Consider the following 16,971-nt stretch of genomic DNA (forward strand, 5'->3'; position numbering starts at 1 on the left):
TTTTGTACCTTGAAAACTAAATAAGAGTAACAACGACATCAATTTTAAATATAAAAGCAAGGCTAAGAAATTAGCACGCTTATTCATTGTAAAAATAGTTAAGTGAATAAGGGCGCACGGTGGATGCCTTGGTACTAGGAGCCGAAGAAGGACGGGACTAACACCGATATGTCTCGGGGAGTCGTAAGTAGACATCGATCCGAGAATTTCCGAATGGGGGAACCCACTGTTCGTAATGGAACAGTACGCATAGCTGAATACATAGGCTATGTGAGGCAGACCCGGGGAACTGAAACATCTCAGTACCCGGAGGAAGAGAAAGCAAATGCGATTTCCCAAGTAGCGGCGAGCGAAACGGAATTAGCCCAAACCAGAAAGCTTGCTTTCTGGGGTTGTAGGACACTCTTTTGGAGTTACAAAGGAATTCTTTAGATGAATCGATCTGGAACGATCAGCCACAGCAGGTAAGAGCCCTGTAATCGAAAAGGAATTCTCTCCGGAGTGTATCCTGAGTACGGCGGAACACGAGAAATTCCGTCGGAATCCGGGAGGACCATCTCCCAAGGCTAAATACTCCCTAGTGACCGATAGTGAACCAGTACCGTGAGGGAAAGGTGAAAAGCACCCCGGGAGGGGAGTGAAAGAGAACCTGAAACCGTGTGCCTACAAGTAGTCGAAGCCCGTTAATGGGTGACGGCGTACCTTTTGTAGAATGGACCGGCGAGTTACGATCCCATGCAAGGTTAAGTGGAAGACACGGAGCCGCAGCGAAAGCGAGTCTGAATAGGGCGATTTGAGTATGTGGTCGTAGACCCGAAACCGTGTGATCTACCCATGTCCAGGGTGAAGGTCAGGTAACACTGACTGGAGGCCCGAACCCACGTATGTTGAAAAATGCGGGGATGAGGTGTGGGTAGGGGTGAAATGCCAATCGAACACGGAGATAGCTGGTTCTCTCCGAAATAGCTTTAGGGCTAGCCTCAAGGAACGAGTACTGGAGGTAGAGCACTGATTGGACTAGGGGCCCTCATCGGGTTACCGAATTCAGTCAAACTCCGAATGCCAGCTACTTAGACTTGGGAGTCAGACTATGGGTGATAAGGTTCATAGTCGAAAGGGAAACAGCCCAGACCGCCAGCTAAGGTCCCAAAGTATACGTTAAGTGGAAAAGGATGTGGAGTTGCCCAGACAACCAGGATGTTGGCTTAGAAGCAGCCACCATTTAAAGAGTGCGTAATAGCTCACTGGTCGAGTGACTCTGCGCCGAAAATGTACCGGGGCTAAACGTATCACCGAAGCTGCGGATTGTTCTTACGAACAATGGTAGGAGAGCGTTCCAAGTGCTGTGAAGTCAGACCGTGAGGACTGGTGGAGCGCTTGGAAGTGAGAATGCCGGTATGAGTAGCGAAAAAAGAGTGAGAATCTCTTTCACCGAAAGCCTAAGGTTTCCTGAGGAAGGCTCGTCCTCTCAGGGTTAGTCGGGACCTAAGCCGAGGCCGAAAGGCGTAGGCGATGGACAACAGGTAGATATTCCTGTACCACCTCATGAGCGTTTGAACGATGGGGGGACGCAGTAGGATAAGGAATGCGCACCGATGGATGTGTGCGCCCAAGCAGTGAGAAAGTTGGATAGGCAAATCCGTCCAACAATTTCAAGCTGTGATGGGGAGGGAAATTGAGTACCGAAGTTCCTGATTTCACACTGCCCAGAAAATCCTCTAGTGAGTTCATAGGTGCCCGTACCGCAAACCGACACAGGTAGGCGAGGAGAGAATCCTAAGGTGAGCGGGAGAACTCTCGTTAAGGAACTCGGCAAAATGACCCCGTAACTTCGGGAGAAGGGGTGCTCCTTTAAGGAGGAGCCGCAGTGAATAGGCCCAAGCGACTGTTTAGCAAAAACACAGGTCTCTGCGAAGCCGAAAGGCGAAGTATAGGGGCTGACACCTGCCCGGTGCTGGAAGGTTAAGGGGAAGCGTTAGCTTACGCGAAGCGCAGAACCGAAGCCCCAGTAAACGGCGGCCGTAACTATAACGGTCCTAAGGTAGCGAAATTCCTTGTCGGGTAAGTTCCGACCCGCACGAAAGGTGCAACGACTTGGGCACTGTCTCAACGAGAGACCCGGTGAAATTATACTATGCGTGAAGATGCGCATTACCCGCGACAGGACGGAAAGACCCCGTGGAGCTTTACTGTAGCCTGATATTGAATGTTTGTACAGCTTGTACAGGATAGGTGGGAGCCTTGGAAACCGGAGCGCCAGCTTCGGTGGAGGCATCCGTGGGATACCACCCTGGCTGTACGACCATTCTAACCCAGGGCCGTGATCCGGTCCGGAGACAGTGTCAGGCGGGCAGTTTGACTGGGGCGGTCGCCTCCCAAAAGGTAACGGAGGCGCCCAAAGGTTCCCTCAGAATGGTTGGAAATCATTCGTAGAGTGTAAAGGCAGAAGGGAGCTTGACTGCGAGACCTACAAGTCGAGCAGGGACGAAAGTCGGGCTTAGTGATCCGGTGGTTCCGCATGGAAGGGCCATCGCTCAACGGATAAAAGCTACCCCGGGGATAACAGGCTTATCTCCCCCAAGAGTTCACATCGACGGGGAGGTTTGGCACCTCGATGTCGGCTCATCGCATCCTGGGGCTGTAGTCGGTCCCAAGGGTTGGGCTGTTCGCCCATTAAAGCGGTACGCGAGCTGGGTTCAGAACGTCGTGAGACAGTTCGGTCCCTATCCGTCGTGGGCGTTGGAAGTTTGAGAGGAGCTGTCCTTAGTACGAGAGGACCGGGATGGACACACCGCTGGTGTACCAGTTGTTCCGCCAGGAGCATAGCTGGGTAGCTACGTGTGGCAAGGATAAGTGCTGAAAGCATCTAAGCATGAAGCCCCCCTCAAGATGAAACTTCCCATCACTTCGAGTGAGTAAGATCCCTCAGAGACGATGAGGTTGATAGGTCCGAGGTGGAAGCGTGGTGACACGTGGAGCTGACGGATACTAATAGATCGAGGACTTAACTAATTTTCTTCTTTGAATGTCGTTGTTCCCCTCTTATTTAGTTTTTAGGGTATAAATTCATTTTATGATAAATACCGCTAAAAAGTTGTCTAGTAGCAATAGCGGAGAGGTCACACCTGTTCCCATGCCGAACACAGAAGTTAAGCTCTCCAGCGCCGATGGTAGTTGGGACTTTGTCCCTGCAAGAGTAGGACGCCGCTAGGCAATTCAAAAAGCATTGCGATACGCTACGTATCACAATGCTTTTTTATATGGATGATTTCTAGGAGGAAATGCCATATCGCCCCAATTCCTTTTTTGAGAATTCGAATCTGTAAATATTGATCAGAGATAATACTTGAGTCAATCGTTATGAATTGTGCTATATAGTAACTTCCTAATGGACAAACCCTCCATCCAAACGCAAAGAACTGTCCAATAGCACCTCTCTAATGGACAAATCCGCCATCCCAACGCCTCATAATGTCCAATAGCTCGTCTCTAATGGACAAACCCTCCATCCAAACGCAAAGAACTGTCCAATAGCACCTCTCTAATGGACAAATTCCTATTCAAACGCCAGAAAGTGTCCAATAGATCATCTCTAATGGACAAAAGCACCATCCAAATGCCAACAACTGTCCAATAGCACCTCTCTAATGGACAAAAGCACCATCCAAATGCCATAAACTGTCCAATAGCTCATCCCTAATGGACAAAATCCCCATCCCAACGATAGAAGCCTAGCTAATAGCAACAATAACTTAAAATTTAGAAATTCTATGAATGTAAAATGAGAAGATTATCATATGAACTAATAGTAGGTGAGGGGAAGAGGTTATTAAAAGAGAGGGAATAAATTATTTCTTCTAAGAAAATAGGCTGTAGGCTAGCTACTAAGAAACAAATTGATGAAAAACTAAAGAGCTATAAGTACCACATTAGAGCTATCCGCTTATAAAAAAACTAGCGATAAATTAGCATGCTTTCTCTAAATTTAAGTGAAATTTTGTTATAGAAAACCGCAGAAGGGCAATGTTCTTGGAAGATTGAGTAGTTAAATAAACCTAACTCAGGATCAGAAAGACAGTGCCTTGTGGTGTGCACTGTCTGACTTCCTAAAGTTAAAAAATATCCTTATTTATTTTTATAATGCTTCAACTTGTTCTGTTTCTGTATGGTTCTTGTTTTTGCTTAATGAGTTTGTTATTGAAGTGATAGCGCCATCTCCTGTAACATTACATGCAGTACCAAGACTGTCTTGAGCAAGATATAGTGCAATCATTAAGGATACCATTGTAGGACCAAATCCAAGCATCGATTCCAACAAACCGATTGCTGCCATTACTGCTCCCCCAGGTACCCCTGGTGCAGCGACCATAGTAACCCCTAGCATTAATATAAAAGGGAATACTGCAGAAAATGTAGCCGTATCTCCTTGTAGAAACATAACTGCAAGTGCACAGCTAACTAATGTTATCGTGCTTCCTGATAAATGAATATTAGCTAATAATGGTACGGTAAAGTCGGCAACTCTATCACGTACTTTAAGTGTTTTTGTATGTTTTAGTGTAACAGGAATTGTAGCTGCGGATGATTGAGTTCCCAATGCCGTAAAATATGCTGGTAACATTCTTTTAAGCATAGAAAATGGGTTCTGTTTACTTAATGTTCCTGCAACTGTGTATTGAACCGTTAGATAAAGTATATGTAGAATAACGATCATAACAAATACTTTTGCAAATACACTTAAAATAGTACTTACTTGTCCAGCATAAGTCATATTTGCGAATATCCCAAAAATGTGAAAAGGTAAAAGTGGAATAATTACTTTTTCGATAACCAAATGGATAATATCACGGAATTCTTCTGTAAATCGTAACAAGGTATCACCTTTTATTGAAGCAATTCCCAATCCAATTACAAAAGAGAGAAGCAAAGCTGTCATTACTCCCATTAATGGAGCCATTTCTACTTCAAAAAAAGCTTTACTCAAACCTTCACTGGGATCAGAAAACGCTTTCAACGATTGACCGCTCAGTAAAGTTGGATAGATTGATTTAGCCACGATAAATGCTAAAACACCTGCTAAAATTGTTGACGTATATGCAATAGCTCCAGTTAGACCTAAAAGTTTTCCTGCACCTCTTCCCATAGAGCCAATCCCGGGTGCTATAAAACCTAGAATAATTAATGGAATTACAAAACCGAGAAAATTACCAAAAAGCCCGTTAAATGTAGCGAATAATTGAATCCACCATTCATTTGAGAAAGAGCCGATGGCAATACCTAAAACAATTGCGATTATTATTTTAATTAATAGTCCAATGCCCTTCAATGATGTTACCTCCTTTTATGTAATACACCTATTCTACAATACAATATCGTATTTCGTCTAATATATTTTTAAGAAACAAATCCAAACCCTTAGAGCTTGCTGAGCAGTAAAAAGAACAACGTACCTATCTAAATGACAGGTACGCTGTATTCTGTCTAGCTCATACCAAAGGGACCAAGCTGTTGAGAGTTACTTTGATTTCCATTCGTTGACATTTGTGTGACGAATGGGATCATTTTCTGCATGGTTTGTCCAAAATTTTGATTGCTTTTGGTCATTGTATAAAATGTTGCTGCTCCAACACCTACGGAAGCAATAATTGGTATCCACATTCCATTTTTTTGCATTTCATACTCCATCCTCTCATGATCCTTCATTTTGTGCCCAAATTATCTTGGAAAGGTAATCGCCTTCCAGACATTCTTAGGTTGGCACTTATGAAAGAAATCATTCTAGGTATCATCTGCCAGAAACTTCTTTTGCTGCATTAACCCCAGCGAGTCTGCCTGTTACTAGTGCAGAGGTAATATTATAACCCCCCGTATAACCATGGATGTCTAAAATTTCTCCACAAAAATATAGGCCGTGCATTTTCTTTGATTGCATTGTATTTGGGACAATTTCTTTAATAGAAACACCGCCACCTGTGACGAAAGCTTTTTCTAATGGAAGTGATCCATGAACATGGAATGTAAAATGTTTCATATCGTGAAGAATTGCTCGTATGGATTCCTTAGCAATATTAGCGGCCTTTTGCTCTTCAGCTATATTATTTTTTTGCAGAATATATTGCAGGAATCGTTCTGGAACAATCCCTTTAAAAATATTTTTTATAGTCTTCTTAGGATTTTTCTTAAGCATTGTATTTATTTCTCTAAATAAAGCTTCTTCATTGTGGTCAGGTAAAGCATCAATTTCTATTGGTATTTCTTCCCGGCCTTTCATCAATTCTTTTACTACAAATTGTGAACAACGAAGCACCGCTGGTCCGGAAATGCCAAAATGAGTGAAAATCATATCCATCTCATGAGTAATAATTGGTTTGCTTTTTTTATTTAATACCGATACAGCAACATTTCTAAGCGATAATCCTTGTAAGTCTTTGTTTTTTATAAAATCTTCTTTAGAAGTGAGAGCCACTTCTGTTGGATACAGTGTTGTAATGGTATGGCCTGCTTTTTTTGCCCATGCATAACCATCACCTGTGGATCCGGTGTGTGGGACGGCCTTTCCTCCAACAGCAATAATTACAGCATTCGTTTCTATTTTTTCGCCATCTGAGAGAATAATCGTATGTCCTTCTTCTGAGTAATGGATAGCTTTCACGGATGTATTTTTACGAACATCAACATGCAGCTTTTCCATCTTGTTAAGTAGAGAATCAACAACTGATTGGGCAGAGTTAGAAACAGGAAACATTCTCCCATGATCTTCTTCTTTCAGTTGGACACCAAGGTCTTCAAAGAAGCGAATAATATCATAATTATTAAATACAGAAAATGCACTATATAGAAATCTCCCATTACCAGGGATATGTTTAATTACTTCTTCTTCCGGCAGACGGTTGGTAACATTACATCTCCCGCCACCAGAAATAGCAAGCTTTTTACCGAGTTTTTTTCCTTTTTCAAGCAGCAAAGTTTTTGCTCCATGTTCAGCTGCTGCTATGGAAGCCATTAAACCAGAAGGCCCACCACCGATAACAATTACATCATAAGTCACTATACTTCATTCCTTTCCTATGTATCTTACCACTTGCAGGTTGTTCTGCTCAATATTTACATATGGAAAATAAATATATTGTCACTTTTTAGTTGTGTAAGAAACGACATATTATATAGGATAGAAGACGAAGTGTGATAAAATAACAATAAAATTAATAAAGGTAATGCAGGTGAAATAATGTCGAATATTGTCAGAGGCACTATGCTACTAACTGGTGCATCGTTTTTATCAAAATTTCTTGGAATGATTTATGTTATTCCATTCAATGCTTTAGTAGGTGAGACTGGTGGTACGTTATTTGCTTATGCGTACACACCCTATAGTATTTTTATAAGTATCTCTACTGTAGGAGTCCCATTAGCAGTATCAAAGTTTGTTTCGAAATATAACGCAGTTGGTGATTATGAAACTGGTATGCGGATGTTTAAGGCTGGGATTTCTTTAATGTCAGTAACAGGTTTCTTAGCGTTTCTTACAATGTTTTTCAGTGCAGACTGGCTTGCGGGAAGAATGATTACTAGCGATGATCCAGTTAATATAACTGTGAATGATGTGGCTTTTGTTATTCGAATGGTAAGTGTCGCTCTAATCGTAATCCCAGCAATGAGTATTGTAAGAGGCTTCTTTCAAGGGCATAATTCAATGGGACCGACTGCTGTCTCTCAGGTTGTTGAGCAAATTATTCGTATTGTGTTTTTATTAGGGGGAGCATTTGTCATCCTCAAGTTTATGAACGGGACCATCACTGCAGCGGTTGGTTTTTCCACCTTTGCAGCATTTATTGGTGCCATGGCATCCTGTCTGGTCTTGTTTGTATACTGGAAAAAAAGAAAAACTTATTTAAATAGACAAATTGAGCAGCAAACATATACACACGAAATACCTATGAAAGATTTATTTATTGAAATTTTCCGTTATGCTGGCCCTTTTGTTTTAGTGGGACTAGCCATACCGCTGTATCAAATGGTTGATCAATTTACATTTGAGAGAGCAATGGTTGCTGCAGATCAAAAGGATATTTGGGAATTTGCTTATTCGGCAATTAACTTTTATGGACATAAATTAGTAATCATACCTATTACGCTGGCTACAGGTTTGTCACTGGCTATTTTACCGACGCTAACTAATTCGTACACCCAGCAAAATAGGCAATTGCTTAACAAACAAATAAATCAGGCTTTACAAATTATTCTTGTACTTGTCATACCAGCAGTAGTTGGCATGTCAATGCTTGCAAACGAGGCATATGGATCACTATATGGTATGGGTAAAATTGAAACTACTGGTACTTTACTTGCCTGGTATGCACCTGTTGCACTGCTTTTTGCCTTGTTTAGTGTTTCTTCCTCTATTTTACAAGGGATCAATCAACAAAAATACGCGGTATTCAGCCTGCTGGCAGGCCTGTTAATAAAAGTTTTATTTAACATTCAACTTATCTATATTTTTGGTGCAAAAGGGGCAATCTTTGGTACGGCTCTTGCAGCTGGAACTGCAGTTGCAATGAATCTATGGCGTATCCGCTCAGCAATTGATTTTTCCTTTAAGGAAATTATTAAGCGGACGATGCTTATAGGGATTTTTATTCTGTTTATGTGTATAGCTATTTTACTCGCCAAATATATTTTTGGTTTCTTCCTCCCATTTGAAGAGCAACGTTGGGCAGCATTAGTAATGCTTATTATAGGTGTAGGTATCGGTGGTATGGTTTATTTATGGTTTGCATATAAATCCACCCTGTTGGAACGTGTATTGGGTGAAAAAGTTCGCTTCTTAGATCGATTTTTAAGTAAATAAGGGAGGCGGTAGAATGCGACTTGATAAGTTACTGTCTAACAGTGGTGTTGGTACGAGAAAAGAAGTAAAAGCACTGCTAAAAAAGAAACATGTGAAGGTAAATGAACTGATAATAAAGGATGGGAGTAAGCATATCGATCCCGAAAAAGATATAATAAAAGTTAATGAAGAAATTGTTTATTATCAAAAATATATATATTTAATGCTGCATAAACCTTCAGGCTGCATCTCGGCAACAGTAGATAAGCAGGAGAAAACAGTTATCGACCTTCTTGGTAAAGAACTCCAACATTATAAGCCTTTTCCTGTAGGCAGATTGGACAAAGATACAGAAGGTCTACTATTGCTAACTAATGATGGAGAATTAGCGCATCAATTAACCTCCCCAAAAAAAGATATTGAAAAGGTATATTATGCAAAAATAAAAGGCAGAGTAACTGCTGAAGATGTAAAGGCTTTTGAAGAAGGAATTATTCTTGATGATGGTTATCAAGCTAAATCAGCACAGTTACGTATTATGGCGCAAGATGAGATATCAGAAATAGAAGTAACTGTAACGGAAGGTAAATTCCATCAGGTTAAACGTATGTTTGAAGCGGTCGATAAAAAGGTCATCTATCTAAAACGAATTCGGATGGGGAATATAATTCTTGACGATACATTAAAGCGAGGTACATGGAGAGAATTAAGCGAAAGTGAAAAAGAATACTGTCTCTCTTTAAAATCAGGAGGATGATAAAGAATGGCCTCACCACATTATTTTATAGCTATACCAGTCCCTTTCAGCTTTCAAAGTCTTTTTTCTACATGGCAAAAACAGTTAAGGGAACACGTATCCTATAAACAATGGCCTCATCAGGAGGATTTGCACATTACTTTAAAGTTTTTGGGCCCAGTTGCCGATACTAAGATACAGTCTGTTACAGAAATGTTGAAACCAATTGAAGAAATAAATGCATTTTCAGTAAATGTAGGAAACCTGGGAAGCTTTGGTAATCAAGTAAACCCGAGGGTCTTATGGGCAGGTGTGGAAGTGAATAAAGGGCTATTAGAGCTCTACAATAAGGTTGAAGAAGCTCTTTCACATGTTGGCTTTTCCAAAGAAAATAGACCATACCGTCCACATATTACGCTTGCTAAAAAGTGGACTGGAGTTCCATTCAAAACAAGCATTGATGAACTAGCTGAAAAGTTTAAGGAAAAGTATGCTTTTGATGTTGATCATGTCGTTATATACAAAATACATCCAGAAAAATCACCAAAGTACGAAGAAATCGCTATTTTTAAATTGAAAAGGGGTGACCTTGCTGGCTCAATTAATTAAACTTCAAGATTATGTATCTAGATATGAGTGGAACGCCTATAGATATCCCAGTCAGTTTATCCGGTTAAAACAAGATAATTGGAAAAAACTATATGCCCGTTGGCAAGAACCACTTACAGAGGTAGCTGAAGAAATTGAACAGGAATCTCCTAAATTAGGGGCGCTATCCAAAATAAAAGCATTGATGAGAAAAAATGACGTTGATGAAGAGAAGCAAAATTTAAAAGAAGAGAATTTACCAGAAACAGAGGCTGAGCTCAAACAGCACTTTTTAAATAGAATATTTGACTTTCAGCTTAAATGGGCAACTTCTACTGTCACTGAGCTGTCTTATATGAACCGTTCCTATTATACGGACAGTTTGTTAAAGTTTTTTCTACAACGTTTTCCTGATAATTATCTTTGTATGTATTATCCTATTTTTACTGTGAAATCAGCCCCGGTAGATGGGGAGATTATCCTTATTAGTCCAATAGGTATTGAAATAATTTATATTGTTGAAGAAGATAATATGGCGAAGGTTTTTGTGGAAAGTGGGAGAACGTGGAAGATAATTTCTGATAAACAGGAAAAGAAAATCTTAAGCCCTCAAATCGCATTAAAGCGAACAGAGCAAATTGTAACTAGTATCCTTCGTTCGTTCAATATTGAATTTCCTGTACAAAAAACGGTTCTCTCTCGCAGAAATACATTTATTTTCAATGAGGAGTTATATCAGACAAAATTAGTTGGTGTTCAACAGTATGAAGAATGGTTTAAGCAAAAAAGAAGTCTCGCCTCTCCTTTAAAGAGCCAGCAATTAAAGGTGGCAGAAGCCTTACTGAAACATTCTCAAACGACATCAGTAAAACGTCCGGAATGGGAAGAGGATGAAGATCCATTTTTGACCACCGATCATGATATAAGTAAATGAACGCCATTTCCTAGTTGTATTTTTTAATCGATAAATATAAAATGAATAATTGAGCGCTAAAACTTGAAAGATGTGAGGAATGTATGGTGGATTGGCTGAAAAGGATATTGGGTGAGGATTGGAAAGTTGCTCCCGCTGGTGGATTGACAGGTGATGCCTATCATGCTGTTAAGGGAAACCAACGATTATTTTTAAAGAGAAACTCTTCCCCTTTCCTTGCTGTATTATCAGCAGAAGGTATTGTACCAAAACTAATATGGACAAAGCGATTGGAAAATGGAGATGTTATCACTGCCCAAGAATGGCTTGAAGGAAGAGAACTTAAGCCACAGGAAATGCAAAATGATCGTGTCGCAAAGCTGTTACAAAAAATTCATCATTCCTCTGAATTATTACACATGCTTATGCGTCTAGGTAAAAAACCGGTCACCTCTGATGAGGGCTTTGCTGTAATCAAACAGAATATAGGTAGGATAGAGGGGATCCATCGTTATCCAGCTGTAGAAGAAGCGCTTTATTATTTGGATTTTTTATTACCTGAAACAAGAGGCCAGGATTTAGTTGTTTGTCATGGCGATCTTAATCATAACAATGTGCTTTTAACAGATGAAGGAAATCTGTATCTTATAGATTGGGACAATGCACTTATTGCTGACCCGGTCATCGATTATGGAATGGTTCTAAAATGGTATATTCCGATGAAGGATTGGGATACTTGGCTTAATAAATATGGGGTGGCGAATAATCAGCAACTGTATAGACGTATGTTCTGGTATTTATTGCTTGATTCTCTCCATTATTTAATTTGGCATTACGATCGTAAAGAAACCTGGAAGGTTATGGAAAGATTAACTGACCTGCAGGAGTTAAATGAGCAGGTTAGAATGACTATTCTAACCTAGTTTGTTCGAGTACATTTACCCAATTTTCGATGTTTTCTTTATTTGCAGAAATATGCTCAGCGGCATTGGAGGCACTTTCGCCTTGTAGCCCATAATTATAAATTTCCGGAAGCAATTGAACTAATTGATCGTTTGAAATTTCTTGATTAGCTAGTAGTGATTTAACTAATCTTCTGATCTGTTGATATTCAGATATATTTCCAAAATGCTCTCCCGAGTGTTCGTCCAATAAGTCATAAAGTAATGTGATTTGATTTTGGACAGTTAATGTCATGGATAATCACCTCAGATCTTAGTTTAATCATTTTAATTTTTAATATACTATAATTCAAAGAGTAAAAGAGGTGGACATATGAGGCAACGGAATAAGCCATGGGCGGATGACTTTTTACAAGAAAATAAGCATATTGTATTGCAGAATCCAAATCAGTATCATAATAATTGGAAGGATTTTTTTGGTAATAACAATCCCATCCATGTAGAAATAGGCACGGGGAAAGGACAGTTTATTACGGGAATGGCTAAACAGTTTCCGAATATAAATTTTATAGGTATTGAACTTGCTAAGAGTATAGTAGTTGCAGCTGCTCAAAAAGTAATGGAGGCAGGACAAGATAATGTAGTGCTTTTAAATGAAAATGCAGCGGATCTTCTAGAAATCTTTGCGGAAAACGAACTGGATACCATTTACTTAAATTTTTCTGATCCATGGCCAAAAAATAGGCATGAAAAAAGAAGATTGACCTATCGTACATTTTTAGAACAATATGAGAAAGTACTTCATCCTAAGGGAGAAATTGTTTTCAAAACCGATAATAGAGGTCTGTTTGAATATTCATTAGTAAGCTTTTCTCAGTATGGGATGAAATTAGAAGAAGTGCTTTTGGATCTTCATGCACATGAAGACCCTACAAATATAATGACAGAATATGAAGAGAAGTTTTCTGCAAAGGGACAGCAGATCTATCGAAGTAAAACTACTTTTAAATAGTGAAAAAGGAACCTGAAAAGGGTTCCTTTTTTACTGCTTACTTTCATGTTCTAATATATATGTTGGGGGCCGATTAATTTTTTTCTGGGTGATTATTTATTCCACTGTGGTATCTAACTTTTCTCTCTTATCTTGTAGCGTTCTTCCACCTGTGCATAATGAGCCCATCACTTTAACGGACAGCTTTTATAGTAAGGTTAATCACAAATAAGTTAATTAGGGGATGCTGCTTGTTAGCGTTTACAGTGTGTTTTTGCTACACTTGGTCCTGTATAGATAAGGGAGGCAGACAAATGGAGAAACTTCAAGTTGGAAGAGCAAAATTGACCTGGTTGAGTGGTGGTGTGAATTTTCTCGACGGTGGGGCCATGTTCGGTGTTGTGCCTAAAGCACTTTGGAGCAAAAAATATCCTCATAATGAAAAAAATCAGATAGAATTACGCACCGATCCTATTTTGTTGCAGATAGATAACAAAAATTATCTAATTGATACTGGCATGGGAAATAATAAATTAAATGAGAAGCTATTACGTAATTTTGGTGTACTGGAAGAATCCTATTTAGAAAGCTCCTTGGCAAATTTAGGGCTTACTGTAGATGATATTGATGCTGTATTAATGACACATTTACATTTTGATCATGCTTGTGGTTTAACAAGACCCGGTGGTGATACATACGAATCTGTTTTTAAAAATGCAACTATTTATACTTCTGCAGTAGAATGGAATGAAATGAAAAATCCCAATATACGTTCGGTAAATACCTATTGGAAAATGAATTGGGAACCTATAGTAGATCAAGTAGAGACATTTGATACTGAGTTGGAAATCACTGAAGGGTTAAAGATGGTGCATACCGGGGGACACAGTGACGGTCATTGTATACTAACTTTTACGGATGGAGAAGAACACTTTATCCATATGGCGGATTTAATGCCAACGCATGCTCACCAAAACAAGTTATGGGCCCTGGCCTATGATGACTATCCTGTTACTTCCGTTCATGAGAAAGAAAAATGGATGAATAAGGGCTATAAAAAAGAAGCATGGTACACGTTCTACCACGATGCGTATTTCCGTGCTATTAAGTTTAATCAAGAAGGAAATAAGGTAGACGAAGTAGCACGAGAAAGATATGAATATAAATAATACAAAACGCATGGATTGAGTTTCCATGCGTTTTGTATTATTTAGGCAGTTTGAATTGTGTCAATTACAGCACCGGTTTCCACATCTACATAAAACTCGTACTGCATGTTTTCTCCATCTTTGTTTCTGGTTACTCCACCGCGATAAGCATTGTACATTAGACCATTTCTTTCTACTTCTTCTGGCTTCATATAGATCCAGGAACCGCTGATAGGTCCATTTTTCTTAAAGGTTTCTTTTGCTTTTTTTAAAGCCTTTTCAGGAGTGATTTTTTGATAGTTATCCAGCTGCTGTTTTGCTACATATCCAACTGCAACACCTACACCAGCTGCAAGAACTGCTTTTTTTACATTCATTCTTGTCACCTCTTGCTATATATTTTTAATTCCAGATTCCTATAGTAGCGCTTAATTCAGTATAACGCATCATTGATAAAATAGAAAATAATATACCAATATGAGCGAATAGTGGAAAAAGCAAAAAGTTTTCCGTTATACTTAAATTTAGTACATAGTATATCCAGGAGGGAAACTCATGAATAAAGAAACGATGGACCTTTTTAAAAATTTAACAGAATTACAAGGAGCACCAGGAAATGAACACCGTGTAAGAACTTTTATGAAGAAAGAATTGGAAACGTATGCTGATTCCATTATACAGGATAATCTTGGTGGGGTATTCGGTGTCCGTGAGGGTCAGGGGCCAAGAGTAATGGTCGCGGGTCACATGGATGAAGTAGGCTTTATGGTTACACAGATAACTAAAAATGGGATGATACGTTTTCAGACACTTGGTGGCTGGTGGAGTCAGGTACTTCTTGCACAGCGAGTACAAATCATGACAGAAGCAGGTCCGGTAATTGGTGTAATTGGTTCCATACCACCACATAACTTAACAGAAGAACAACGAAAAAAGCCAATGGAAATGAAGAATATGCTTATCGATATCGGTGCAGATGATAAAGAAGATGCAGAAAAGATAGGTGTTCGACCAGGTCAATCTATCTTACCTGTTACACCTTTTACACCAATGTCCAATGAAAAAAAGATTCTTGCAAAAGCTTGGGATAATCGCTATGGCTGTGGGTTAGCTATAGAACTGCTAAAAGAATTACAAGGGGTAACACTTCCAAATAAACTGTACTCAGGTGCTACCGTGCAGGAAGAAGTTGGCCTTCGTGGTGCTCAAGTAGCTGCAAATATGATTAATCCGGACATATTCTATGCGTTGGATGCTTCTCCGGCGAACGATGCCTCTGGCGATAAGGAAGCGTTTGGACAATTGGGCCAGGGTGCCTTACTGCGGATTTTTGACCGGTCAATGATTACGCACAGAGGTATGAGAGAGTTTATTCTGGATACAGCTGAATCAAACAATATACCATATCAATATTTTATATCTCAAGGAGGCACAGACGCTGGGCGTGTGCACTTGGCAAATGACGGCGTCCCATCGGCAGTTGTAGGAATCTGTTCCCGTTATATCCATACGCATGCTTCCATCATTCACGTAGATGATTATGCCGCTGCAAAAGAATTAATTGTTAAGCTAGTGAAAGAGACAGATCAAAATACTGTAGATCAAATTCGTAAAAATAGTTAAGGTTTTCTAGTGCTAGCAGGTTAAATAAAGACGCCTTCGAGGTAAGTGCAGTATATGCTTAAGTATTATGAATGTCTTGATAAGACAAAGCTAAGAAGGATGATAATAATTGAATATATTAATTGGTTCAAAAAATCCCACGAAGGTGGCTGCAGTTAAGAATGTATTCCCAAATGTTGAAGTAAAAGGTGTAAACGTTGCTTCTCTCGTGTCCGACCAGCCTTTTTCTGATGAAGAAACAAGAGAAGGTGCAATTAACCGTGCGAAAAATTGTCTCATTGAACACTCGGGCACATTTAGTATAGGACTCGAAGGTGGAGTTATGTATGTAGATGGACAACTGTTTTTATGCAATTGGGGTGCGTTAATCACTGCAGAAGGAAAAATCCATACGGCAAGTGGAGCGAGAATAGCGCTTCCTTCTACCATTGATCGACAGTTGAAGCAAGGTATAGAACTTGGAGTAATAATGGATGATTATTCCAAAAGACAGGAAGTACGTAATAATGAAGGTGCCATTGGCATATTTACGAATGATCTAGTATCACGTCAATTGATGTTTGAGCATGTAGTAATGCTCTTAAAAGGTCAATGGGAATATAGTCAAAATCATTAAAAGCAGCGGGCATATCCGCTGCTTTTTGCTTCTTATTCAAAGATGTAGCTTAGAACATCTAAAGCTTGGTCGATAGTTTCAACGGTGACGGTTGCCTTATTAGACAACTCCTTTAAAGGGTGAATAAGTTCTTCTGGCCTAACAATAATAGTCGGCTTGTTCATTGTAATTGCTGTACTTGCATCCATTGCTGTATTCCACTGTTTATATTTCTCACCAAATAATGCAATTACGATATCAGACTTTTGCATAAGCACCTGTGTGCGCAAATTATTAATACTTGAAGCAGCATCATCACGATACAGCTTTCCAGGTTGCTCACCTAAAATTGCTTCTCCAATATCATCTGAACGATCGTGATTTGTTTGTGGGGCAACGAATTGTAGTGGTAGTCCTTTTTCATTTGCTTTCTGTGTTACCTTTTCTCTCCAATCATCATGAATTTGACCAGCTAAATAAACGGTTAATTCCATATTATCCCTCCAAATAATTCGTGTTACCATAATAGTATACAATATTTAAAAGATTGCCAAGAAAACAGCCGTTAGATTGTAATGAAGATGCTTATAATACAGACTGTTGATTGTTTGCTTATCCCGATTCTTGATATTTGAAAGGTGAGAGCAA

The 16,971-nt window shown here is 39.5% G+C and carries 15 protein-coding genes and 2 rRNA genes; 11 read left to right on the plus strand and 6 right to left on the minus strand.

The window, feature by feature from the left end; genetic code table 11:
- Positions 1-96: 96 nt before the first annotated feature.
- Positions 97-3,012 (plus strand): 23S ribosomal RNA (locus BME96_RS07285).
- A gap of 85 nt (positions 3,013-3,097) precedes the next feature.
- Positions 3,098-3,213: ribosomal RNA gene (gene rrf / locus BME96_RS07290) — 5S ribosomal RNA — on the plus strand.
- Positions 3,214-4,135: 922 nt separating this feature from the next.
- Here rrf and BME96_RS07295 read toward each other — a convergent pair.
- The 3 genes from BME96_RS07295 to BME96_RS07305 all read right to left on the minus strand — a co-directional run bounded on the left by BME96_RS07295 (position 4,136) and on the right by BME96_RS07305 (position 7,048).
- The gene (locus BME96_RS07295; protein ID WP_071648768.1) at positions 4,136-5,326 is read right to left on the minus strand and encodes a dicarboxylate/amino acid:cation symporter; all 1,191 of its coding nucleotides are present in this window, start codon (positions 5,324-5,326) and stop codon (positions 4,136-4,138) included.
- A 155-nt stretch (positions 5,327-5,481) separates the two neighbouring features.
- Positions 5,482-5,673 carry a hypothetical protein gene (locus tag BME96_RS07300; protein WP_033354065.1) on the minus strand — a complete coding sequence of 64 codons (192 nt, stop codon included), beginning with the start codon at positions 5,671-5,673 and terminating at the stop codon, positions 5,482-5,484.
- Between the two features lie 112 nt (positions 5,674-5,785).
- Complete coding sequence (locus BME96_RS07305; RefSeq protein WP_019378182.1) at positions 5,786-7,048, minus strand: BaiN/RdsA family NAD(P)/FAD-dependent oxidoreductase; 1,263 nt, start codon at positions 7,046-7,048, stop codon at positions 5,786-5,788.
- 180 nt (positions 7,049-7,228) lie between these two features.
- On the opposite strand from BME96_RS07305, the gene BME96_RS07310 reads away from it, so the two are divergent.
- The 5 genes from BME96_RS07310 (at position 7,229) to BME96_RS07330 (ending at position 11,987) form a co-directional block, all read left to right on the plus strand.
- The gene (locus tag BME96_RS07310) at positions 7,229-8,848 is read left to right on the plus strand and encodes a putative polysaccharide biosynthesis protein (RefSeq protein ID WP_071648769.1); all 1,620 of its coding nucleotides are present in this window, start codon (positions 7,229-7,231) and stop codon (positions 8,846-8,848) included.
- Positions 8,849-8,861: 13 nt separating this feature from the next.
- Positions 8,862-9,584 (plus strand): pseudouridine synthase, encoded by a 723-nt coding sequence (locus BME96_RS07315; protein ID WP_071648770.1) that lies wholly within the window; start codon positions 8,862-8,864, stop codon positions 9,582-9,584.
- A gap of 6 nt (positions 9,585-9,590) precedes the next feature.
- Positions 9,591-10,172, plus strand: coding sequence for an RNA 2',3'-cyclic phosphodiesterase (thpR, locus tag BME96_RS07320; protein WP_071648771.1), 582 nt, complete (start codon positions 9,591-9,593; stop codon positions 10,170-10,172).
- Entirely contained in the window at positions 10,147-11,085 is a 939-nt protein-coding gene (locus BME96_RS07325) for an NERD domain-containing protein (protein ID WP_231478682.1), read from the plus strand. The genes thpR and BME96_RS07325 overlap by 26 nt, the downstream gene beginning before the upstream one ends.
- 83 nt (positions 11,086-11,168) lie before the next feature.
- Positions 11,169-11,987 (plus strand): phosphotransferase family protein, encoded by an 819-nt coding sequence (locus BME96_RS07330; RefSeq protein ID WP_019378177.1) that lies wholly within the window; start codon positions 11,169-11,171, stop codon positions 11,985-11,987.
- Here BME96_RS07330 and BME96_RS07335 read toward each other — a convergent pair.
- Entirely contained in the window at positions 11,974-12,261 is a 288-nt protein-coding gene (locus BME96_RS07335) for a YtzH-like family protein (RefSeq protein ID WP_071648772.1), read from the minus strand. The genes BME96_RS07330 and BME96_RS07335 overlap by 14 nt on opposite strands.
- 78 nt (positions 12,262-12,339) lie before the next feature.
- Between BME96_RS07335 and trmB the strand changes: the two genes are divergently transcribed.
- Positions 12,340-12,978 carry a tRNA (guanosine(46)-N7)-methyltransferase TrmB gene (gene trmB, locus BME96_RS07340; RefSeq protein WP_071648773.1) on the plus strand — a complete coding sequence of 213 codons (639 nt, stop codon included), beginning with the start codon at positions 12,340-12,342 and terminating at the stop codon, positions 12,976-12,978.
- Between the two features lie 293 nt (positions 12,979-13,271).
- The gene (locus BME96_RS07345) at positions 13,272-14,126 is read left to right on the plus strand and encodes a YtnP family quorum-quenching lactonase (protein WP_071648774.1); all 855 of its coding nucleotides are present in this window, start codon (positions 13,272-13,274) and stop codon (positions 14,124-14,126) included.
- Between the two features lie 41 nt (positions 14,127-14,167).
- On the opposite strand, the gene BME96_RS07350 is transcribed toward BME96_RS07345, so the two are convergent.
- Entirely contained in the window at positions 14,168-14,482 is a 315-nt protein-coding gene (locus BME96_RS07350) for a PepSY domain-containing protein (RefSeq protein ID WP_019378173.1), read from the minus strand.
- Between the two features lie 178 nt (positions 14,483-14,660).
- Here BME96_RS07350 and BME96_RS07355 point away from each other — a divergent pair, with 178 nt between their 5' ends.
- Both BME96_RS07355 and BME96_RS07360 read left to right on the plus strand, forming a co-directional pair.
- Complete coding sequence (locus BME96_RS07355; protein ID WP_071648775.1) at positions 14,661-15,728, plus strand: M42 family metallopeptidase; 1,068 nt, start codon at positions 14,661-14,663, stop codon at positions 15,726-15,728.
- Between the two features lie 109 nt (positions 15,729-15,837).
- The gene (locus tag BME96_RS07360) at positions 15,838-16,344 is read left to right on the plus strand and encodes a DUF84 family protein (RefSeq protein WP_071648776.1); all 507 of its coding nucleotides are present in this window, start codon (positions 15,838-15,840) and stop codon (positions 16,342-16,344) included.
- A gap of 32 nt (positions 16,345-16,376) precedes the next feature.
- Here the strand turns inward: BME96_RS07360 and BME96_RS07365 are convergent, their stop codons facing one another.
- Positions 16,377-16,817 (minus strand): YtoQ family protein, encoded by a 441-nt coding sequence (locus BME96_RS07365; RefSeq protein WP_060679246.1) that lies wholly within the window; start codon positions 16,815-16,817, stop codon positions 16,377-16,379.
- Positions 16,818-16,971: the final 154 nt, after the last annotated feature.

The organism is Virgibacillus halodenitrificans, from assembly GCF_001878675.1.
GTDB classification, from domain to species: Bacteria; Bacillota; Bacilli; order Bacillales; family Amphibacillaceae; genus Virgibacillus_Q; species Virgibacillus_Q halodenitrificans.